This window comes from Pseudoalteromonas sp. SR41-1 (assembly GCF_014164015.1).
Taxonomy (GTDB): Bacteria; Pseudomonadota; Gammaproteobacteria; order Enterobacterales; family Alteromonadaceae; genus Pseudoalteromonas; species Pseudoalteromonas distincta.
In genome coordinates, this window is record NZ_JACJEK010000007.1 from 55,306 (window position 1) to 70,901 (window position 15,596).

At 39.4% G+C, this 15,596-nt stretch carries 14 protein-coding genes; 8 read left to right on the plus strand and 6 right to left on the minus strand.

Annotated features, from left to right (window positions below; genetic code table 11):
* Positions 1 to 2: 2 nt before the first annotated feature.
* Together H5118_RS07530 and H5118_RS07535 are read right to left on the minus strand one after the other, a co-directional pair.
* Entirely contained in the window at positions 3 to 947 is a 945-nt protein-coding gene (locus tag H5118_RS07530; RefSeq protein ID WP_004335626.1) for a DUF58 domain-containing protein, read from the minus strand.
* A gap of 3 nt (positions 948 to 950) precedes the next feature.
* On the minus strand, positions 951 to 1,907 hold the full coding sequence (locus H5118_RS07535) for a MoxR family ATPase (protein WP_182748397.1): 957 nt from the start codon (positions 1,905 to 1,907) through the stop codon (positions 951 to 953).
* Between the two features lie 306 nt (positions 1,908 to 2,213).
* On the opposite strand from H5118_RS07535, the gene fadI reads away from it, so the two are divergent.
* The 3 genes from fadI to H5118_RS07550 all read left to right on the plus strand — a co-directional run bounded on the left by fadI (position 2,214) and on the right by H5118_RS07550 (position 6,315).
* Positions 2,214 to 3,524 carry an acetyl-CoA C-acyltransferase FadI gene (gene fadI / locus H5118_RS07540; protein WP_182724567.1) on the plus strand — a complete coding sequence of 437 codons (1,311 nt, stop codon included), beginning with the start codon at positions 2,214 to 2,216 and terminating at the stop codon, positions 3,522 to 3,524.
* Positions 3,524 to 5,731, plus strand: coding sequence for a fatty acid oxidation complex subunit alpha FadJ (fadJ, locus tag H5118_RS07545; RefSeq protein ID WP_182748398.1), 2,208 nt, complete (start codon positions 3,524 to 3,526; stop codon positions 5,729 to 5,731). The genes fadI and fadJ overlap by 1 nt, the downstream gene beginning before the upstream one ends.
* Before the next feature lie 74 nt (positions 5,732 to 5,805).
* Positions 5,806 to 6,315 (plus strand): GNAT family N-acetyltransferase, encoded by a 510-nt coding sequence (locus H5118_RS07550; protein WP_024596740.1) that lies wholly within the window; start codon positions 5,806 to 5,808, stop codon positions 6,313 to 6,315.
* A 35-nt stretch (positions 6,316 to 6,350) separates the two neighbouring features.
* Here H5118_RS07550 and H5118_RS07555 read toward each other — a convergent pair whose 3' ends face one another.
* Positions 6,351 to 6,737 carry an MmcQ/YjbR family DNA-binding protein gene (locus H5118_RS07555; RefSeq protein WP_039489238.1) on the minus strand — a complete coding sequence of 129 codons (387 nt, stop codon included), beginning with the start codon at positions 6,735 to 6,737 and terminating at the stop codon, positions 6,351 to 6,353.
* A gap of 194 nt (positions 6,738 to 6,931) precedes the next feature.
* On the opposite strand from H5118_RS07555, the gene yeiP reads away from it, so the two are divergent.
* Positions 6,932 to 7,504 carry an elongation factor P-like protein YeiP gene (gene yeiP / locus H5118_RS07560; protein ID WP_002962153.1) on the plus strand — a complete coding sequence of 191 codons (573 nt, stop codon included), beginning with the start codon at positions 6,932 to 6,934 and terminating at the stop codon, positions 7,502 to 7,504.
* Positions 7,505 to 7,643: 139 nt separating this feature from the next.
* Positions 7,644 to 7,838: a hypothetical protein gene (locus H5118_RS07565; RefSeq protein ID WP_182695843.1), complete on the plus strand. Its 195-nt coding sequence runs from the start codon at positions 7,644 to 7,646 to the stop codon at positions 7,836 to 7,838.
* Here the strand turns inward: H5118_RS07565 and H5118_RS07570 are convergent.
* Positions 7,835 to 10,087 (minus strand): EAL domain-containing protein, encoded by a 2,253-nt coding sequence (locus H5118_RS07570; protein WP_182748400.1) that lies wholly within the window; start codon positions 10,085 to 10,087, stop codon positions 7,835 to 7,837. The genes H5118_RS07565 and H5118_RS07570 overlap by 4 nt on opposite strands.
* A gap of 54 nt (positions 10,088 to 10,141) precedes the next feature.
* On the minus strand, positions 10,142 to 12,865 hold the full coding sequence (locus H5118_RS07575; protein ID WP_182748402.1) for an insulinase family protein: 2,724 nt from the start codon (positions 12,863 to 12,865) through the stop codon (positions 10,142 to 10,144).
* 191 nt (positions 12,866 to 13,056) lie between these two features.
* Between H5118_RS07575 and sixA the strand changes: the two genes are divergently transcribed.
* The 3 genes from sixA to H5118_RS07590 are packed head-to-tail and all read left to right on the plus strand — an operon-like array spanning position 13,057 to position 14,645.
* Positions 13,057 to 13,527: a phosphohistidine phosphatase SixA gene (gene sixA / locus H5118_RS07580; protein WP_024593905.1), complete on the plus strand. Its 471-nt coding sequence runs from the start codon at positions 13,057 to 13,059 to the stop codon at positions 13,525 to 13,527.
* An 18-nt stretch (positions 13,528 to 13,545) separates the two neighbouring features.
* Entirely contained in the window at positions 13,546 to 13,899 is a 354-nt protein-coding gene (locus H5118_RS07585) for a RidA family protein (protein ID WP_165743672.1), read from the plus strand.
* 8 nt (positions 13,900 to 13,907) lie between these two features.
* Positions 13,908 to 14,645: an SDR family oxidoreductase gene (locus H5118_RS07590; protein ID WP_182748403.1), complete on the plus strand. Its 738-nt coding sequence runs from the start codon at positions 13,908 to 13,910 to the stop codon at positions 14,643 to 14,645.
* 1 nt (position 14,646) lies between these two features.
* Here H5118_RS07590 and H5118_RS07595 read toward each other — a convergent pair whose 3' ends face one another.
* Positions 14,647 to 15,576 (minus strand): AEC family transporter, encoded by a 930-nt coding sequence (locus H5118_RS07595; protein WP_182721231.1) that lies wholly within the window; start codon positions 15,574 to 15,576, stop codon positions 14,647 to 14,649.
* Positions 15,577 to 15,596 lie beyond the last annotated feature (20 nt).

Genomic DNA, 15,596 nt, shown 5'->3' on the forward strand with positions numbered 1-15,596 from the left:
GGTTATTTTCTCACTAATTGCAGCTCAAGCGGTGTTGCTGCATTGAATGATATTAAATTAAGACCCGATTTAGTTAGGCGATTAAAGCGCGCGCTAAATGCTTGCTCAGCATTTTTAGCAAAGCGTTCTCTAAAGCTGTTATCCATTAATGGTAGGGCAAAGTCTTGACCATTTGCATTAACGGTAACGGCTTGCTTAAACGCAGGTAACTGATGCTCAAATGGATCGCTTATGTGGCAACCAATCAGCTCGCAGTGGCGGCTTAATATTTCAAGTTGCTTAAAGCTGGCATCATCCAGAGCATTAAAATCAGACACTAAATACACTAAGCTGCCTGGTTTTGCTAAATGGTTAAGGCGCTTTAGGTTATCGCTAAAGTTGTTAGTGGCTGTTTTATCAATATTGTTAAGCGCTTGCTGGTGGTTGTCGCATAAATTATGACAAAGCTTAAGCACGGCTTTTTCACGGGCGCTGGGTTTTAGCTCTAAATGCGAGTGCTGATTAAACACAATACCGCCAATTCTATCGCCGCGCTGACACGCCGACCATGCAACAAGAGCGCTTATATGCGCAGCTTGCACCGACTTTAACAGTAACTTTGAGCCAAACAGCATTGAGTTAGAAAAATCAGTGAACACAAACACAGGGCGCTCTTTTTCTTCTTGAAAGAGCTTTGTGTGAGTCTCGCCGGTACGCGCAGTAACTCGCCAATCAATAGAGCGAATATCGTCACCTTGCTGATAATGTCGCACTTCGGCAAATTCCATTCCTCGGCCTTTGTGCGGTGCAAGGTATTGCCCTGTTAAGGTGTTTTTTATTTTTACCTTAGGGGCAAGTTCAAGCAATTGCGCTTTGGCTTTGTAATACATCAGCTCTTTGAGTGCTAAATTAACACCGTGGCTATGGCTCTGTTTGAGCCATGCTTGGGTTTCTAATTGTTTTTGCATAACTTATGGTACGGCTACAAGTTCAACTATACGGCTTATTACTTGATCTTTAGTAATGCCAACGGCTTGGGCTTCGTAACTTAAAATAATGCGATGACGCAGTACGTTATGCACAACAGCTTGAATATCATCAGGTGCTACAAAGTCACGGCCTTGAAGCCATGCATGAGCACGAGCACATTTATCAAGTGCTATTGTTGCACGCGGACTTGCACCAAACTCAATCCAGCTACCTAGTTGCGCGTCTAATTTAGCGCCTTCACGGGTGGCTATAATAAGTTGTACTAAATATTGCTCAAGTGGCTCTGCTAAATAAAGGCCTAATATTTCTTTACGCGCTGCAAATAAATCGCTTTGACTAATTTTTTGCATTACTGGTTGTTGCTCGTTAAGCGCTTCGCCGCGTGTTAAACGCAGTATATCAAGCTCATGCTCTGCGCCAGGGTAGTCAATACTTAGGTGCAGTAAAAAGCGATCCAGCTGGGCTTCTGGTAACGGGTAAGTCCCTTCTTGCTCTAGCGGGTTTTGCGTTGCCATAACTAAAAACAGTTCGCTAAGCGGATAGGTATTTTTACCCACGGTAACTTGTCGCTCTGCCATGGCTTCTAATAGTGCTGATTGTACTTTGGCTGGTGCACGATTAATTTCGTCAGCTAAAATTAGGTTGTGAAAAAGAGGGCCTTTTTCAAATACAAACTCGCTAGTTTGTTGGCGGTAAATATCGGTACCTGTTACATCAGCTGGTAATAAATCTGGCGTAAACTGTACGCGCTGAAATGAGCCTTCAATGCCTTTAGCAAGTGCATTAACTGCACGTGTTTTTGCAAGCCCAGGAGGGCCTTCTACTAATAAGTGACCATCAGCTAAAATAGCAATAAGTAGCGCTTGAGTAAGCTCTGGCTGGCCAATGATTTGTGTATCTAAGTACGTTTTTAATTGTGAAAATGCGTTAGCTGCCATAATAAGTGGACTGTCCTCGTCAGCTGGGTTTGTACCTAATAGTGTTAGGTGATAAATACTGACCTATTTATAAGGTTTATAATTGGGTAACTCAAGAGTTAGACTGTATTTTTTAAAATAGTTCGTTATTTTTTAACGAATTTTAGCGTACCACAAAACTTTGTAAATGCGTCTAAAAAAGCCTATTGTGATAGTCGTAATTAAACACTGTTTATATAAATTTGTGTTTATCTATTGGCTTTAGGGCACGGGTTGTTTAGAATCGAGGAAAACAAACAGGTCAGACCTGTCAGCGGGAGAGCATAAATGTCTGAGCAAAACATACTAAAAACACCAAAGGGCGACCGTATTGCCATCGTTAGCGGCTTACGTACACCTTTTGCAAAACAAGCAACAGCGTTTCACCATGTACCTGCACTTGATATGGGGAAATTGGTGGTTAACGAAATGCTTGAACGATTAAATTTCAATAAGTCAGAAATTGATCAACTTGTATTTGGTCAAGTAGTACAAATGCCAGAAGCGCCAAATATTGCACGTGAAATTGTATTGGGCACAGGTATGCCTGTATCGGTTGATGCATATTCTGTATCGCGCGCATGTGCTACCAGCTTTCAGGCTATTGCTAATGTAGCTGAGTCTATTATGGCGGGATCTGTAAGTGTAGGTATTGCAGGTGGCGCAGATTCGTCATCAGTATTGCCAATTGGTGTAAGTAAAAATCTAGCAGGCAGCTTAGTTGATTTAAATAAAGCGCGTACGCTTGGTCAACGTTTAAAAATATTTTCAAAACTGCGTTTAAAAGACTTATTACCAGTGCCTCCTGCAGTTGCAGAGTACTCAACAGGCCTTTCAATGGGGCAAACTGCTGAGCAAATGGCTAAAACACACAACATTAGCCGTGAAGATCAAGATGCGTTAGCGCATCGTTCTCACTCACTTGCAACGCAAGCATGGGCTGATGGTAAGTTAAAAGATGAAGTAATGACGGCGCATTTACCGCCATATAAAAGCTTTATTTCAGAAGACAACAACATTCGTAAAAACTCAACGGTTGAAGGCTACGCCAAGCTTAAACCTGTTTTTGACCGTCAGCACGGTACTGTTACCGCTGCAAATGCAACACCATTAACTGATGGTGCAGCGGCCGTACTTATGATGAGCGAAAGCAAGGCAAAAGCACTTGGCTATGAAATACTAGGTTACGTACGTAGCTTTGCATTTTCGGCAATTGGCGTAGAAAAAGACATGTTAATGGGCCCAGCTCATTCAACGCCTATTGCACTAGATAGAGCGGGTATTACGCTTGCTGATTTAGATTTAATTGAAATGCACGAAGCGTTTGCATCGCAAACACTTGCCAATATGAAAATGTTTGCCTCAGACAAATTTGCACAAGAGCATTTAGGTCGCAGCAAAGCAATTGGCGAAATTAACATGGATAAGTTTAACGTTAACGGCGGCTCTTTAGCATATGGTCACCCATTTGCAGCAACAGGTGCACGCTTAATTACGCAAAGCTTACACGAGCTTAAACGTCGTGGTGGCGGTTTGGCATTAACAACAGCGTGTGCTGCTGGTGGTTTAGGTGCAGCCTTTGTATTGGAGAGCGCGTAATGACTGATTCAGTATTTAATTTAGCGGTAGATGAAAACAAAATTGCCGTAGTAACGATTGATGTGCCAGGGGAGAAAATGAATACCCTGCGCAGTAGTTTTGCCGATGACTTAAAAGCATTATTAGAAGACGCTAAGTCGCAAAATGTAAAAGGCATGGTATTTATAAGCGGAAAAACCGATAACTTTATCGCGGGCGCCGATGTAAAAATGCTTGATAGCGTTCAAAAGCGTGATGATGCTTTAGCTATTAGCGAACTATGCCATCAAGCATTTTTTGATATGACAAAACTGCCATACACAACAGTAAGTGCGATTCATGGCGCTGCATTAGGTGGTGGTTTAGAGTTTGCTTTAGCGTGTGACTACCGTGTTGGTACCGACAGCGATTTAACAAAAATTGGCTTACCAGAAGTGCAACTTGGTTTACTACCAGGTGGCGGCGGTACGCAGCGCTTAACTAAAATTGTTGGTATTCAAAAAGCACTTGAGTGGATGCTAACAGGTAAACAAATTCGCCCTAAGCAAGCTAAAAAAGCAGGCGTGCTTGATGACTGTGTACCACACAGTGTGCTGCTAAAAGTTGCAAAAGAATTTGCGACTAAGAAAAAGCCACAAGCAAAAGAGCCAAAGCTCGACAATATTAGTAAATTACTAGAGTCAAACCCGTTTGGCCGTAACTTTATCTTTAAAAAAGCTAAAGAAAACGTACTTAAAAAAACGGGCGGGCACTACCCAGCACCACTCGCTATTATTAAAGCTGTGCGTGCTAGTGTAGAGCTTGATGAGCTAAAAGCGTATAAAACAGAAGCTGAAAGCTTTGCAACACTTGTAATGAGTGACGAATCGAAAGCGCTTCGCGGTATTTTCTTTGCAACCACTGAAATGAAAAAAGAGTGGCGCAATGAAGACGCACCCGCAATTAGCAAAACTGCTGTTTTAGGTGGTGGACTAATGGGCGCAGGTATTGCGCACGTAAGTGCTGTTAAAGCTAAAGTACCGGTACGTATTAAAGATGTAGCAGAGCAGGGCATTAGTAATGCAATGAGCTACACCTACAAAATTTTAGACAAGCGCCTTAAGCGCCGTATTATGTCTAAAGCTGATATGCAGTTAACAATGAACCGTATTACAGGTACAACAGACTACAGCGGCTTTAAACACATTGATTTAGTAATAGAAGCTGTGTTTGAAGATCTTGCGCTTAAGCAAGGTATGGTTGCCGACGTAGAGCAGCAATGCCAAGAAAATACAATTTTTGCTAGTAACACGTCATCATTACCAATTTCGCAAATTGCAGCGCAGGCAGCACGTCCTGAAAATGTAATTGGCTTACATTACTTTTCACCAGTAGAAAAAATGCCATTAGTGGAAATTATTCCACACGAAGGTACATCTAAAGAGACTATTGCTCGCGTTGTTAACTTTGCACGTAAGCAAGGTAAAACGCCAATTGTTGTAAAAGACATGGCCGGTTTTTACGTAAACCGTATTTTAGCGCCTTACTTAAACGAAGCTGCTAATTTAATGCTTGCGGGTGAGCCAATTGAAAAGATTGATGAAGCCCTAGTTGAGTTTGGCTTTCCGGTAGGACCGCTGGCTCTACTTGATGAAGTAGGGATTGATATTGGCTCTAAAATTGCTCCAATTCTTGAAAAAGAATTAGGTGAGCGTTTTAAAGGCCCTGATGCATTTATGAGTATGATTGATTCAAAACGCCTTGGCCGTAAGTCCGGTCGTGGTTTTTATGAATACGACAAAAAAGGCAAAAAGGTTGATGAGTCAGTTTACGAACTATTGGGTGTTACCCCAGCTCCACGTTTAAACAAAAGCGAAATTGCTAAGCGATGTGTATCGAAAATGCTTAACGAAGCAGTACGCTGTTTAGATGATGGCATTATTGCAAGCCCTCGTGATGGCGACATTGGTGCAATATTTGGTATTGGTTTCCCACCATTTTTAGGTGGCCCGTTTAGCTATATGGATAAATTAGGCGCAAGTAAAATAAGCTCTGATATGTCTACATTAGCTAACAGCGATGCTAACTTTGCTCCATGTGAGTCACTGGTAACAATGGCAAGCTCTGGTACTACTTTTTATAATGCAGCAACTGTTGAGGTTGTAGCTCCTGAAGTACAAAGCACTGAGCCACAAGAGCAAAGTGTCACTGAGCCTGAAGTTACTAAAGAGATTGAAACAAAAGAATAAAGTTTCTACTGTTTATAAAAACCGCATTTAGATGCGGTTTTTTTATGATTTTTAATATTTAAATGAGGAGCTTAATGACATTATTTACACAAAGATTGAGCATGTACCAAATGGAAGAATCTGATTGGCCTCTTTTTCTAGCGCTTCATCGCGATCCTCAAGTCCTTAAGTATTGTTTTGATATGCCAATGGAGTCACTGATAAGAAACCGCTTTGAGATACGCTTACCTAAGTGGAATACTAAATCACGCCACCCACTGTGCTTACTCATTATTAATAATAAAACAAAACAACCAGTGGGTGTTACAGGCTTTGCCTATGACGGAGAAACCGCAGAGCTTGGTTATTTATTATTGCCAGAGTATTTTAATAAAGGCTACGCGACAGAGTCTTTAAGAGCTGTGATTGATTGGGCTTGGAAAGAATGTGGTATTAGGCAGTTTAAAGCTGTCGTAACGCGTGGCAATATTGGTTCTGAAAAGGTGCTTAGTAAGTGCGGCTTAACCCATACCGATACACTTTTTAAAGTGCATACAATAGGCGAAAAGTTATATGACGATTTAATTTATACGCTTAAGGTTTAAGGTTTTAATGGGCTAGTTTCCTAGCCCAAAAAGTGCTACAAGTGAAGTGCGATAGCTTTGCGGTCTTTTTCTGGCATGTTTTCTACGACTAAATTAAATGAGTTATCAATCATTCTCTCAATTTCACCTTGTGCAATTGTGCCGTCTAAAATTACTGTGTTCCATAAGCGTTTATTCATATGGTAACCAGGGATCACTGCCGGGAAAGTATCACGCAATGATATTGCTTCATCAGGATCGCATTTTAAGTTAAGCCACCAAATAACCTCACCATCATCATTAGTTTGACCGTCATTGCCAATAGCAAGAGTCGCAAACATTTTATGATTCACTTTATATACATCAACCTCTTGCGCAAATGGTTTTGTAACCTGAACAAGTGGTTTTTTAACTAAATACTCATGTACTTTTTTCTGGTCCATGATCCATTCCTTGAAGTCATACTCGGTAAAGCTACCATAGCAGTTTTTTTCACATTTGATTATATGTATTTTAGTATAAATTAAAATTTTACAAGCTAATACAACATGTAGCGTAAAACCAACGTAATTTTAGTTGAACAAAATCCAGTTCGTGGTATGTTTCTGCCAATCAAAAAAATAATAGGAATTCACACATGCCAAAGGCGAGTGATGTTAAAAAAGGTACTGCTATTGACTTCAATGGCCGCGTTTTAGTTGTAAAAGATATTGTGCGCTCTGTGCCGCAAGGTCGTGCTGGTGGTAGTTTATACCGTATGCGTTTATACGATGTGGTAACCGGTGGTAAAGTTGACGAAACATTTAAAGACAGTGACATGCTAACGCTGGCTGATTTAACACGCCGTGAAGTAATGCTATCGTACATTGATGGCGACGAGTATGTGTTCATGGATAATGAAGATTACACGCCTTACAACTTAAACAAAGATGCTATTAGCGAAGAAATTTTATTTGTTAATGAAGAAACGCAAGGCGTACACGTCATTGTTATTGATGGCGCGCCAGTAGGACTTGATTTACCATCAAGTGTTGAACTTGTTGTTGAAGAAACAGACCCATCTATTAAAGGTGCATCTGCAAGTGCTCGTTCAAAACCTGCACGTATGTCTACTGGCTTAAATATTTCTGTGCCAGAGCATATTTCAACAGGTGACCGTATCCGTATTAATACTGTTGAACACAAATTTATGGGTCGTGCTGAAAAGTAACGCGTAAATTATAATTTTAAAAGCCGAATCTGTGTTTAACAGGTTCGGCTTTTTTGCGCGCGGGGATTTGTTGCTTTAAATTTAATCACGTTAGCGTTAGAATAAGCGCCGTATTTTTGAGCAACTTTAAGGGGTAGCTTTGTTTATAGTTTTACTAAGCAGTGCATTTATAGCTTTAATGTATTTAGAAACCATTAAAAAAGGCATGCCAATTAAACGATGGCTGATTTTAGGCGGTTTATTTGGACCAGTAGCCTGGTGCTTGTTTAATCTACATTATCGTCGTGCTTTAGTTAGAAATGTAGGAATAAATGCGTGTATATGGCGCCCTTAATTTATCGACGCCACATTTTTATTTTTTCTAATTAAGCTTGGGGCTGCTTTAGTTTGTTGCTGCTTTAAAAATTCAGTAAATTCACTTTTTGATAGTGGCTTGGAATAATAATAACCTTGTACTGTTTCGCAATTAAGCTTTTTGAGTATATCAATTTGATGGGCTTGTTCTACACCTTCAGCCACTACATGTAAATCAAGGTTATGCGCAATAGTGACTATTGAGTCGACCATATTACGGCCACGTTCGTTGGTCATGTCATCTATAAATGCTTTATCTACTTTAAGTGTATTAAGCGGAAATTGCTTTAAATACGCTAATGATGAATAACCAGTACCAAAATCATCCATTGCTAAATGAATACCTCGGGCACTTAACGAACGCATAATTGCAATGGCTTCTTTAGGGTCATCCATTACAGTACCTTCTGTTATTTCAAGCTCTAAAAAGTAAGAAGGTAATTCATTTTTTTGCAAAATAACGTCAATACGAGAGGTTAAATCGGGGAGGCTAAATTGCTTTGCTGATAAGTTGACAGCTACTCGGCCGCTAAATAAACCGCTATCTAGCCATTCTTTTACGTCTCTGCAGGCTTTGTTTAATACCACCTCACCAATTTCAATTATTTGGCCCGTTTCCTCGGCTATAGGTATAAAAACTCCCGGACTAATAATGCCTTTTTTGGGTGTAATAAAGCGCACTAATGCTTCCATTCCGGTTAGCTTGCCTGTGCGAATATTCATTTTTGGTTGGTAGTACACTTCAAAATGGTCTTCTTTTAAACCAAAGCGCATGAGGTTTTCAATTTGCAGTCGTTTAACGGCTTTACGGTTCATCGTGTCGTTAAAAAATAAGTAGCTGTTACCTTTCTTTTTAGCATGATACATGGCGGTATCTGCATTTTTTAAAAGCAGTTCAGGCGTATTACCGTCTTCAGGGAATAATACAATACCTACACTTGAGGTGATTGCCAGTTCGTGGCCTGCCATTTTAAATGGTGTAGCAATGGCTGCTAAAAACTGTTTAGCCATGCGTGTAATTACATGTATGTCGTTAGTGTCAGACATTACCAGAGCAAACTCATCGCCGCCTAAACGATAAAACACATCATTTTCGCGGGTTAGTTTATTTAAGCGCATTGCTAGTTTAGCTAATAAGCTGTCACCTAGCTGATGTCCTAACGAGTCATTTATTTTTTTAAAGTTATCTAAATCGAATACAAGCAAGGCGTGATGCGAATTGAGTTTTACTAGTTTATGCAAATCAGTAAAAAATAAATTTCGGTTAGGCAGACTGGTTGTGCGATCTCGATTCGATAAGTTATGTAATTGCGATTCTGCTTTTTTACGCTCTGTTAAATCTGAATATACAACGACATAATTAGTTATTTGATTTTGATCGTTTTTAATTTCATCTATGGATATTTCTATCGGTAATAAAATACGCTCACTATTACGAAGCTTCACTTCTTGTTGAATATGTTCGCGCTCTTTTACTATTTCAATAATTCTGTTTGTGTAGCTTGGCTCATACCCAGATAGGCTAAAATCTTTTCCTAAGTATTGTTCGCGTACGCCACCAAACAAGGTTAAAAAGCTAGGGTTTATATCAACCAGTTTAAAGTTTTTATCGTAAATTGCTAAGGCGTCAGTAAGCGACTCAACACATTTTGCAAAAAGGTTTAAGCGCTCTTCAGTTGATTTTAACTGTGATATATCGCGAACGGTACCCGTCATTCTAAGGGGGGATAAGTTGGCGTCTTTTTCAATTATTTTTCCGCGATCGAGCACCCAGTGCCAACGACCAAAAGTATCTTTGATTCGGTAGGTGGCTTCAAAAAAAGCAGACTGCTCTGCAAAGTGCACTTTTAGCAAGTGCTCAACGTTATTAATATCGTGAGGATGGATAAGGCCTTTATTTGGTGGAAACCCCATTAACGTAGTTGAGTCCATTAAATACTTATCGTTAATACGAATAACTTCGCCTGTTTTTATGTTCCAGTCCCAAAGTGTATCGCCGCTACCTTCTACGGTACTTTTAAGGCGTTTTTCCGAAAGTCGAAGTTGGCGGCGTGAACGTCTAAGTTTATGGATTACAAATAACAGGTAGGGCAAAGCAAGCGATATAATGGCGCTTGCTAGTATAAGTATATTGTCTGAGTTGTAATTAAGTGATGACTCAAAGGCAAAAAGCTCAAATGAGTAAGCAAGTACTACAAGCATGCTTAGTTTTATTATTGTTTTTATCATTTTTTGATTACTTCTAATTTACAAATGATAATTTAAAACAAGCTAAACCTAGAGTCAAAGAGATTGAGAGTAAACGGGCATATTTTGAGATTTACTGACTTTCGCCGAGCTTAAAAGCTCATATCTTGGTCTATTATCATCAAATAGGCTTAGTGCATAAACTTTTACTTCTCTTAGTGTTAGTGCGTTTAGGGCATCTAAAAGTCGCTGCTGCATATGAAATTCGTGATCTCTGTTACCAATAGCAAGCCATAACCGTTGTGAGCGCAGGCGCAAGTTTTTATCTTTTTCTGCAATATGAGTACTAAGGCCATGTTTTTGCTGTTGCCAATCGTTTTCATCAAGTGCATCAATGTTATCAAGGTATTTTTTAATAAAGCTGTTATGACGATGCAATAATGTTTTTGCATCAAACTTAGGTGACTGCACATAAAATGCTATTCCAGCACGAGTATTAAAAGGTGCATAACCTGCGCCCACTAAATAACCTAGCTGTTGCGTTGTTCGTAACTCGTTAAAGTAATCTTGATTAATTAAATGATTTAACGCCATCATTTTTACTTTTTCGGCCACGCAATCCGTTTGCGCCTGATAGTAAACTACCATGGCATGGTCGCTACAAGGAAGTTCTAACTCATAGCGAGTTACTTTTTTAATTTCAAAAAGAGGGCGTCTTAAATCTTCAATTATGGCTGCGTTTTTTAGGTGTTCGGCGACCTTTTTTTGAAAGGCTAATGCATCACTTTGCTGCCAGTTACCATGTAAAAATGATTCAACATGTAGTGCTTTAAAAAAGTCTGTTCTGAACTCATTAAATTGCTGAAAACAGGTGTTTTTTAATGCCGATGCAAGCTCCCCAGGTTGAGGGTTCCAAGGCATTATTTTTGCGCCTAAAATACTAAATAACTCACTGACTGGTTTGTTTTGGTTGCTATTGCGCCAATGCCTTACAAGTTGTTTTTTATATTCAGCAAAGCGTTTTGCACAAATTTCTACATTAAATAAAGCATCTATTAATTGATCAACAAGCTCTAACTGACTGGATGAAAGCCCAGCGGTATGTAGAGTTAATCCACCTTGATGCGAGGTTAAGTGGTAGCTAAGTCCTGCAAGTTCTGCAGGATAAAATTGCTCGCCTACGCTATCCATAAATAAATCTGTAAATAAGCGGGTGAGTGCCATATGCTTTACATCTTTTACGGCAAAATCAGAATCCATGGCCAAATAAAAATGGCCTTTAGCAACACGAAATGTGTTGTCTTGTTTAAACCAAAAATCAAAACCGGGTTCTTTTACTAATAACTCGGGTTTTGTTTGTGGTTTTATGACATCAAATAACACCACTTCTTTTGTTAAAAAAGGATTAGCGGTAGGCAGCAGCATTTCGCTCAGCGGTTTATTTATCTCGCTAAGTGCATCAAGCCAACTAGGTGAAATATGTTCTACTTTATATGGTGTGTTGTACCATGCGGTTTTATGTTCAGGCTCTACATCTGGATGTATAAGTACGATGCGCATATTATGTGGCGTTAACCACTGCATGGCCATTTCGTGGGTCGCTTTTTTAAAGCCTTCCATTAAATAGTCGCCTTGCACGTAGTTTGCTTCATCGTAATGCTGCATATTAATGCTTAAATTACTGACCCAATCAATCAAGCGTGACTTTTCTTGGTTATCGAATGCTATTTGTAATAGATTTTTTTTATCTTGATATAAACGCGGCAATTTTTCGGTGTTATCGTTAATTAAGCAAATATATTCAAACACCATTTCAATAATGTCTTCGAAGTATTCAATACCTTCATCGGTAAGCGCTAAGCTAATATTAAAATCTTTAAAGTTACTGCCATTAATACCACCGCCAGCAGAAAGCGCGTTTATCCAGCCTTGCTCTTTTAAAATAGAATAAAGAGAGCCCGCGCCTTCATAGCCAAGTAAATGGGCAATAAAACTCACTGTTTTGTGGCGATAAAAGTCGTCAATATTAGGCATAGCAAAACTTATGATAAGTTTTTGCATATGCTTATGCGGCTCAATATGAAGTGTTTTTCCTATGTCTTGTTTGCGATAAAGTGGCTCACTGATCTCTGGCTTTTTGAGGTTTTTATTACCCTTAATTGCGCCAAAGTAAGTTTGTGCCCAGCTTTGTAGTGTGTCTAATGTTTCGTTTGCGCAAATAACTAAAGTCATCCACTGAGCTTGGTACTGACTATTAAAAAAGTCGCGAAGCTCATCACTAATACAGCGCTCTCTGTCAGCTAAGGTTTGTAGGTTTCCTACAGAAAATTTAGCAAATGGATGAGCTGGATTTACCGTTTCTTTGTGGGCTTGATAAATACGGCGACCATCGTCTTTTATTTTTAGTTTAAACTCGGCTTCAATTGCGTTGCGTTCTTTTTCTGTTTCGGCTGAATTTAAAAGTGGCGAAATAAAAAAACGGCTAAATTGGGTAAGCGCCTGTTCAAATTCTTGGTTATTAATATCAAAAAAGTAACAGGTATGCTCAGTGCCAGTCCACGCATTAGTGTTCCCGCCAGCTTGCGAAACAAAATTATTAAAACTGCCTGAATCTGGGTATTGGTCTGTGCCTAAAAAAAGCATGTGCTCTAAAAAGTGTGCTAGGCCTTGCCTATCAAGAGGATCGTCAAAATGCCCGGCGTTAACTGCCATTGATGCTGCCGCTTTTGTAGAATCTTTATCTTGCACTAATAGTACTTTTAGACCATTGTCCAGTGTAAAGGCGCGGTATGCTCTGTTATCATTGCGGCTGATATTCAAATGATGCTCCTGAAACTAAACGTTTACTTGTTAACAACAGATGATGGCTTCAGGAAAGCGAAATACAGCTTAAAGATTTACCTGAATCTCATGAAAGAATTATTTAGAAATAAATAGATTTATGTTGTTAATATAGCTGACAAATGGGCAAACTGGCTACTGTTTTATATTCTTTAATCGGTTGATTTTTTATGAAAACAATCCTAATAATGCGCCACGGCGAAGCAACACCCATGCAGGCTGATGATGCAGGTAGAAATTTAACCCAAGCAGGGCACGATGAAGCTGAAAAAATGGGCCTTTGGCTCAGTAAAGCACATTGCCCTGATGCACTGTTAGTTAGTCCTTACATTCGTGCACAGCAAACAGCTGCAGGTGTGGCTAAAAATAACGTATTTAAATTTAGCGAAACCACATCCGATATTATCCCCGAAGGCAAACCTCAAATTGCTGCTGACTATCTTGAAACGCTTATTGCTACTCATCCCCAATGCAACACATGGCTTATAGTGGCACACATGCCTATTGTAAGTTATTTAGTGGATCAATTAAGCCCTGGTAATATGCCAATTTTTAATACAGGTGCTGTTGCTGTTATTAGTTATGATGAGCAAACCCAGCGTAGTAGTTATATAAGTATAAATGCCCCAGAAAACCTTTAAATAATTGAGAAAAGTATTATGACGATAGAACGCTTACAAACAGGTGCGCGCATGAGCCGCATAGTAAAACACAACGGCACTGTTTATTTATGTGGGCAGGTATGCGCCGACGCGCAAAAAGGTATTAAAGAGCAAACTCAAACTATGCTTGATAAAGTAGAGGCGCTGCTTGATGAAGCAGGGAGTTCAAAAGAACATATGCTTAGCGCGACTATTTATGTAAAGAGCATGGAATACTTTGCTGATATGAATGCAGTATGGGATGCATGGGTACCCGAGGGTTATGCACCAGCACGTGCCTGTGTGGAAGCTAAAATGGCACGTGAAGCACTACTTGTTGAAATTTCAGTAGTCGCAGCTTTAAAAGAATAATAGCTTTAATGAATCGCTCCCCCGTTGTACTTATCACAGGCTCTAGCCGAGGTATTGGCGCAGCTACCGCACTATATTTTGCAAAGCACGGTTATAATGTTTGCATTAATTATAAAGCAGATTTAGCTAGTGCAATATTGGTGGCAGAAAAAGTAAAGCAATTAGGAGTTGAGGCTGAAGTAATTCAAGGTGACGTGTCACTAGAGGCTGACGTTTTAGCTTTATTTATGCATATAGATAAAGTCTTTGGTCAACTTGATGTACTAATAAATAACGCCGGTATTTTAAAACCACAAATGCCCTTGTTAGAAATGAGTGCTGAGCGCATAAACGAAGTTTTGACTACAAATATTACCAGTGCTTTTTTATGTAGCCGTGAGGCAATAAAGCGAATGGGAAATGGCGGTAGTATTGTTAATGTTTCATCGGGGGCCGCTAAAACGGGCTCTCCTAATGAGTACATTGATTATGCAGCATCTAAAGGTGCAATGGACACATTTACTATTGGCTTGGCAAAAGAGGTGGCAAGTAAAGGTATTCGAGTTAACTCGGTTAGACCTGGGCTTATTTACACTGATATGCATAGCGATGGCGGTGAAAAAAATCGAGTCGATCGTCTTAAAAGTAAATTACCCCTTGGCAGAGGCGGTACACCCGAGGAAGTTGCTGTAGCAATTTACTTTTTAGCTTCAGAGCACGCTTCTTTTACAACGGGTAGCTTTGTTGATGTAGCCGGCGGTTTGTAAGCTAAAGTAGTAAAGCTAGCCAAAACGTAAAGCTAATAACACTTAAGATAGTAGAAAGTACGACAGCCCCAGCAAGAGTAGCTTCATGTTGCTTTATTTGAGTCGCAATAAGATAAGCATTTACGCCAACAGGGGACGCACTTAAAAGTACCAATACACTAAGTATTTGCGTGTCTAGCTTAAATACATAAGTGCCTACCAATAAAACTAATGCAGGCAATAAAAATATTTTTAAAATTGATGCTATTAACGCCGGTTGCCAATTTGCAGCTATTTTATAAAAAGCTAAATTTGCTCCAAGTACAAATAGCGCACAGGCAATTGCTGGTTTAGCTAATAGCTCCAAACTATTTGCTAAGTCGCTAAACAGTGTAACTCCTAATATGTTTAATATAAGCCCGCACCCAATACTCAGTACAATAGGATTTAGTACCATACTTTTACCAAAGTGCGACCACGAAAATTTATCGCTGCTACCTTTAGCGCCTATTAAAAATGTAAGTGCAAATAACAATGTGCTATGAAAAGTAATGATCATAAATGCAATGGCTATCATTTCTTTGCCAAGCGAGGCAATAACAATAGGAATACCCACTAACACCATATTTGAATAGCTAGAAGCAAGTCCAAATACACCGTGTTGTTGGTAGTTTTTTAAATGTTTTTTACTTAAATAAAAGCGATCAATTAATATACCCACCCCAAATACACTCAAAACAGGTATGTAAAAGCTCAAAAATGCAAAAAGGCTAATACTTTGCTGTAAGTTAATTTGCGACATATTTAATAATAAAAAAGCAGGCAAACTAATATAAAAAGTAAACTTACTCAGGCCTGCGATATGCTGCTTGTCGAAAAATTTTAATCGGCAACAGCTATAACCCAGTGCCACAATAAAAATGAGCGGAAAAATAATTGAAAAAATATGCACGTAGTTACATCCTAGTAATG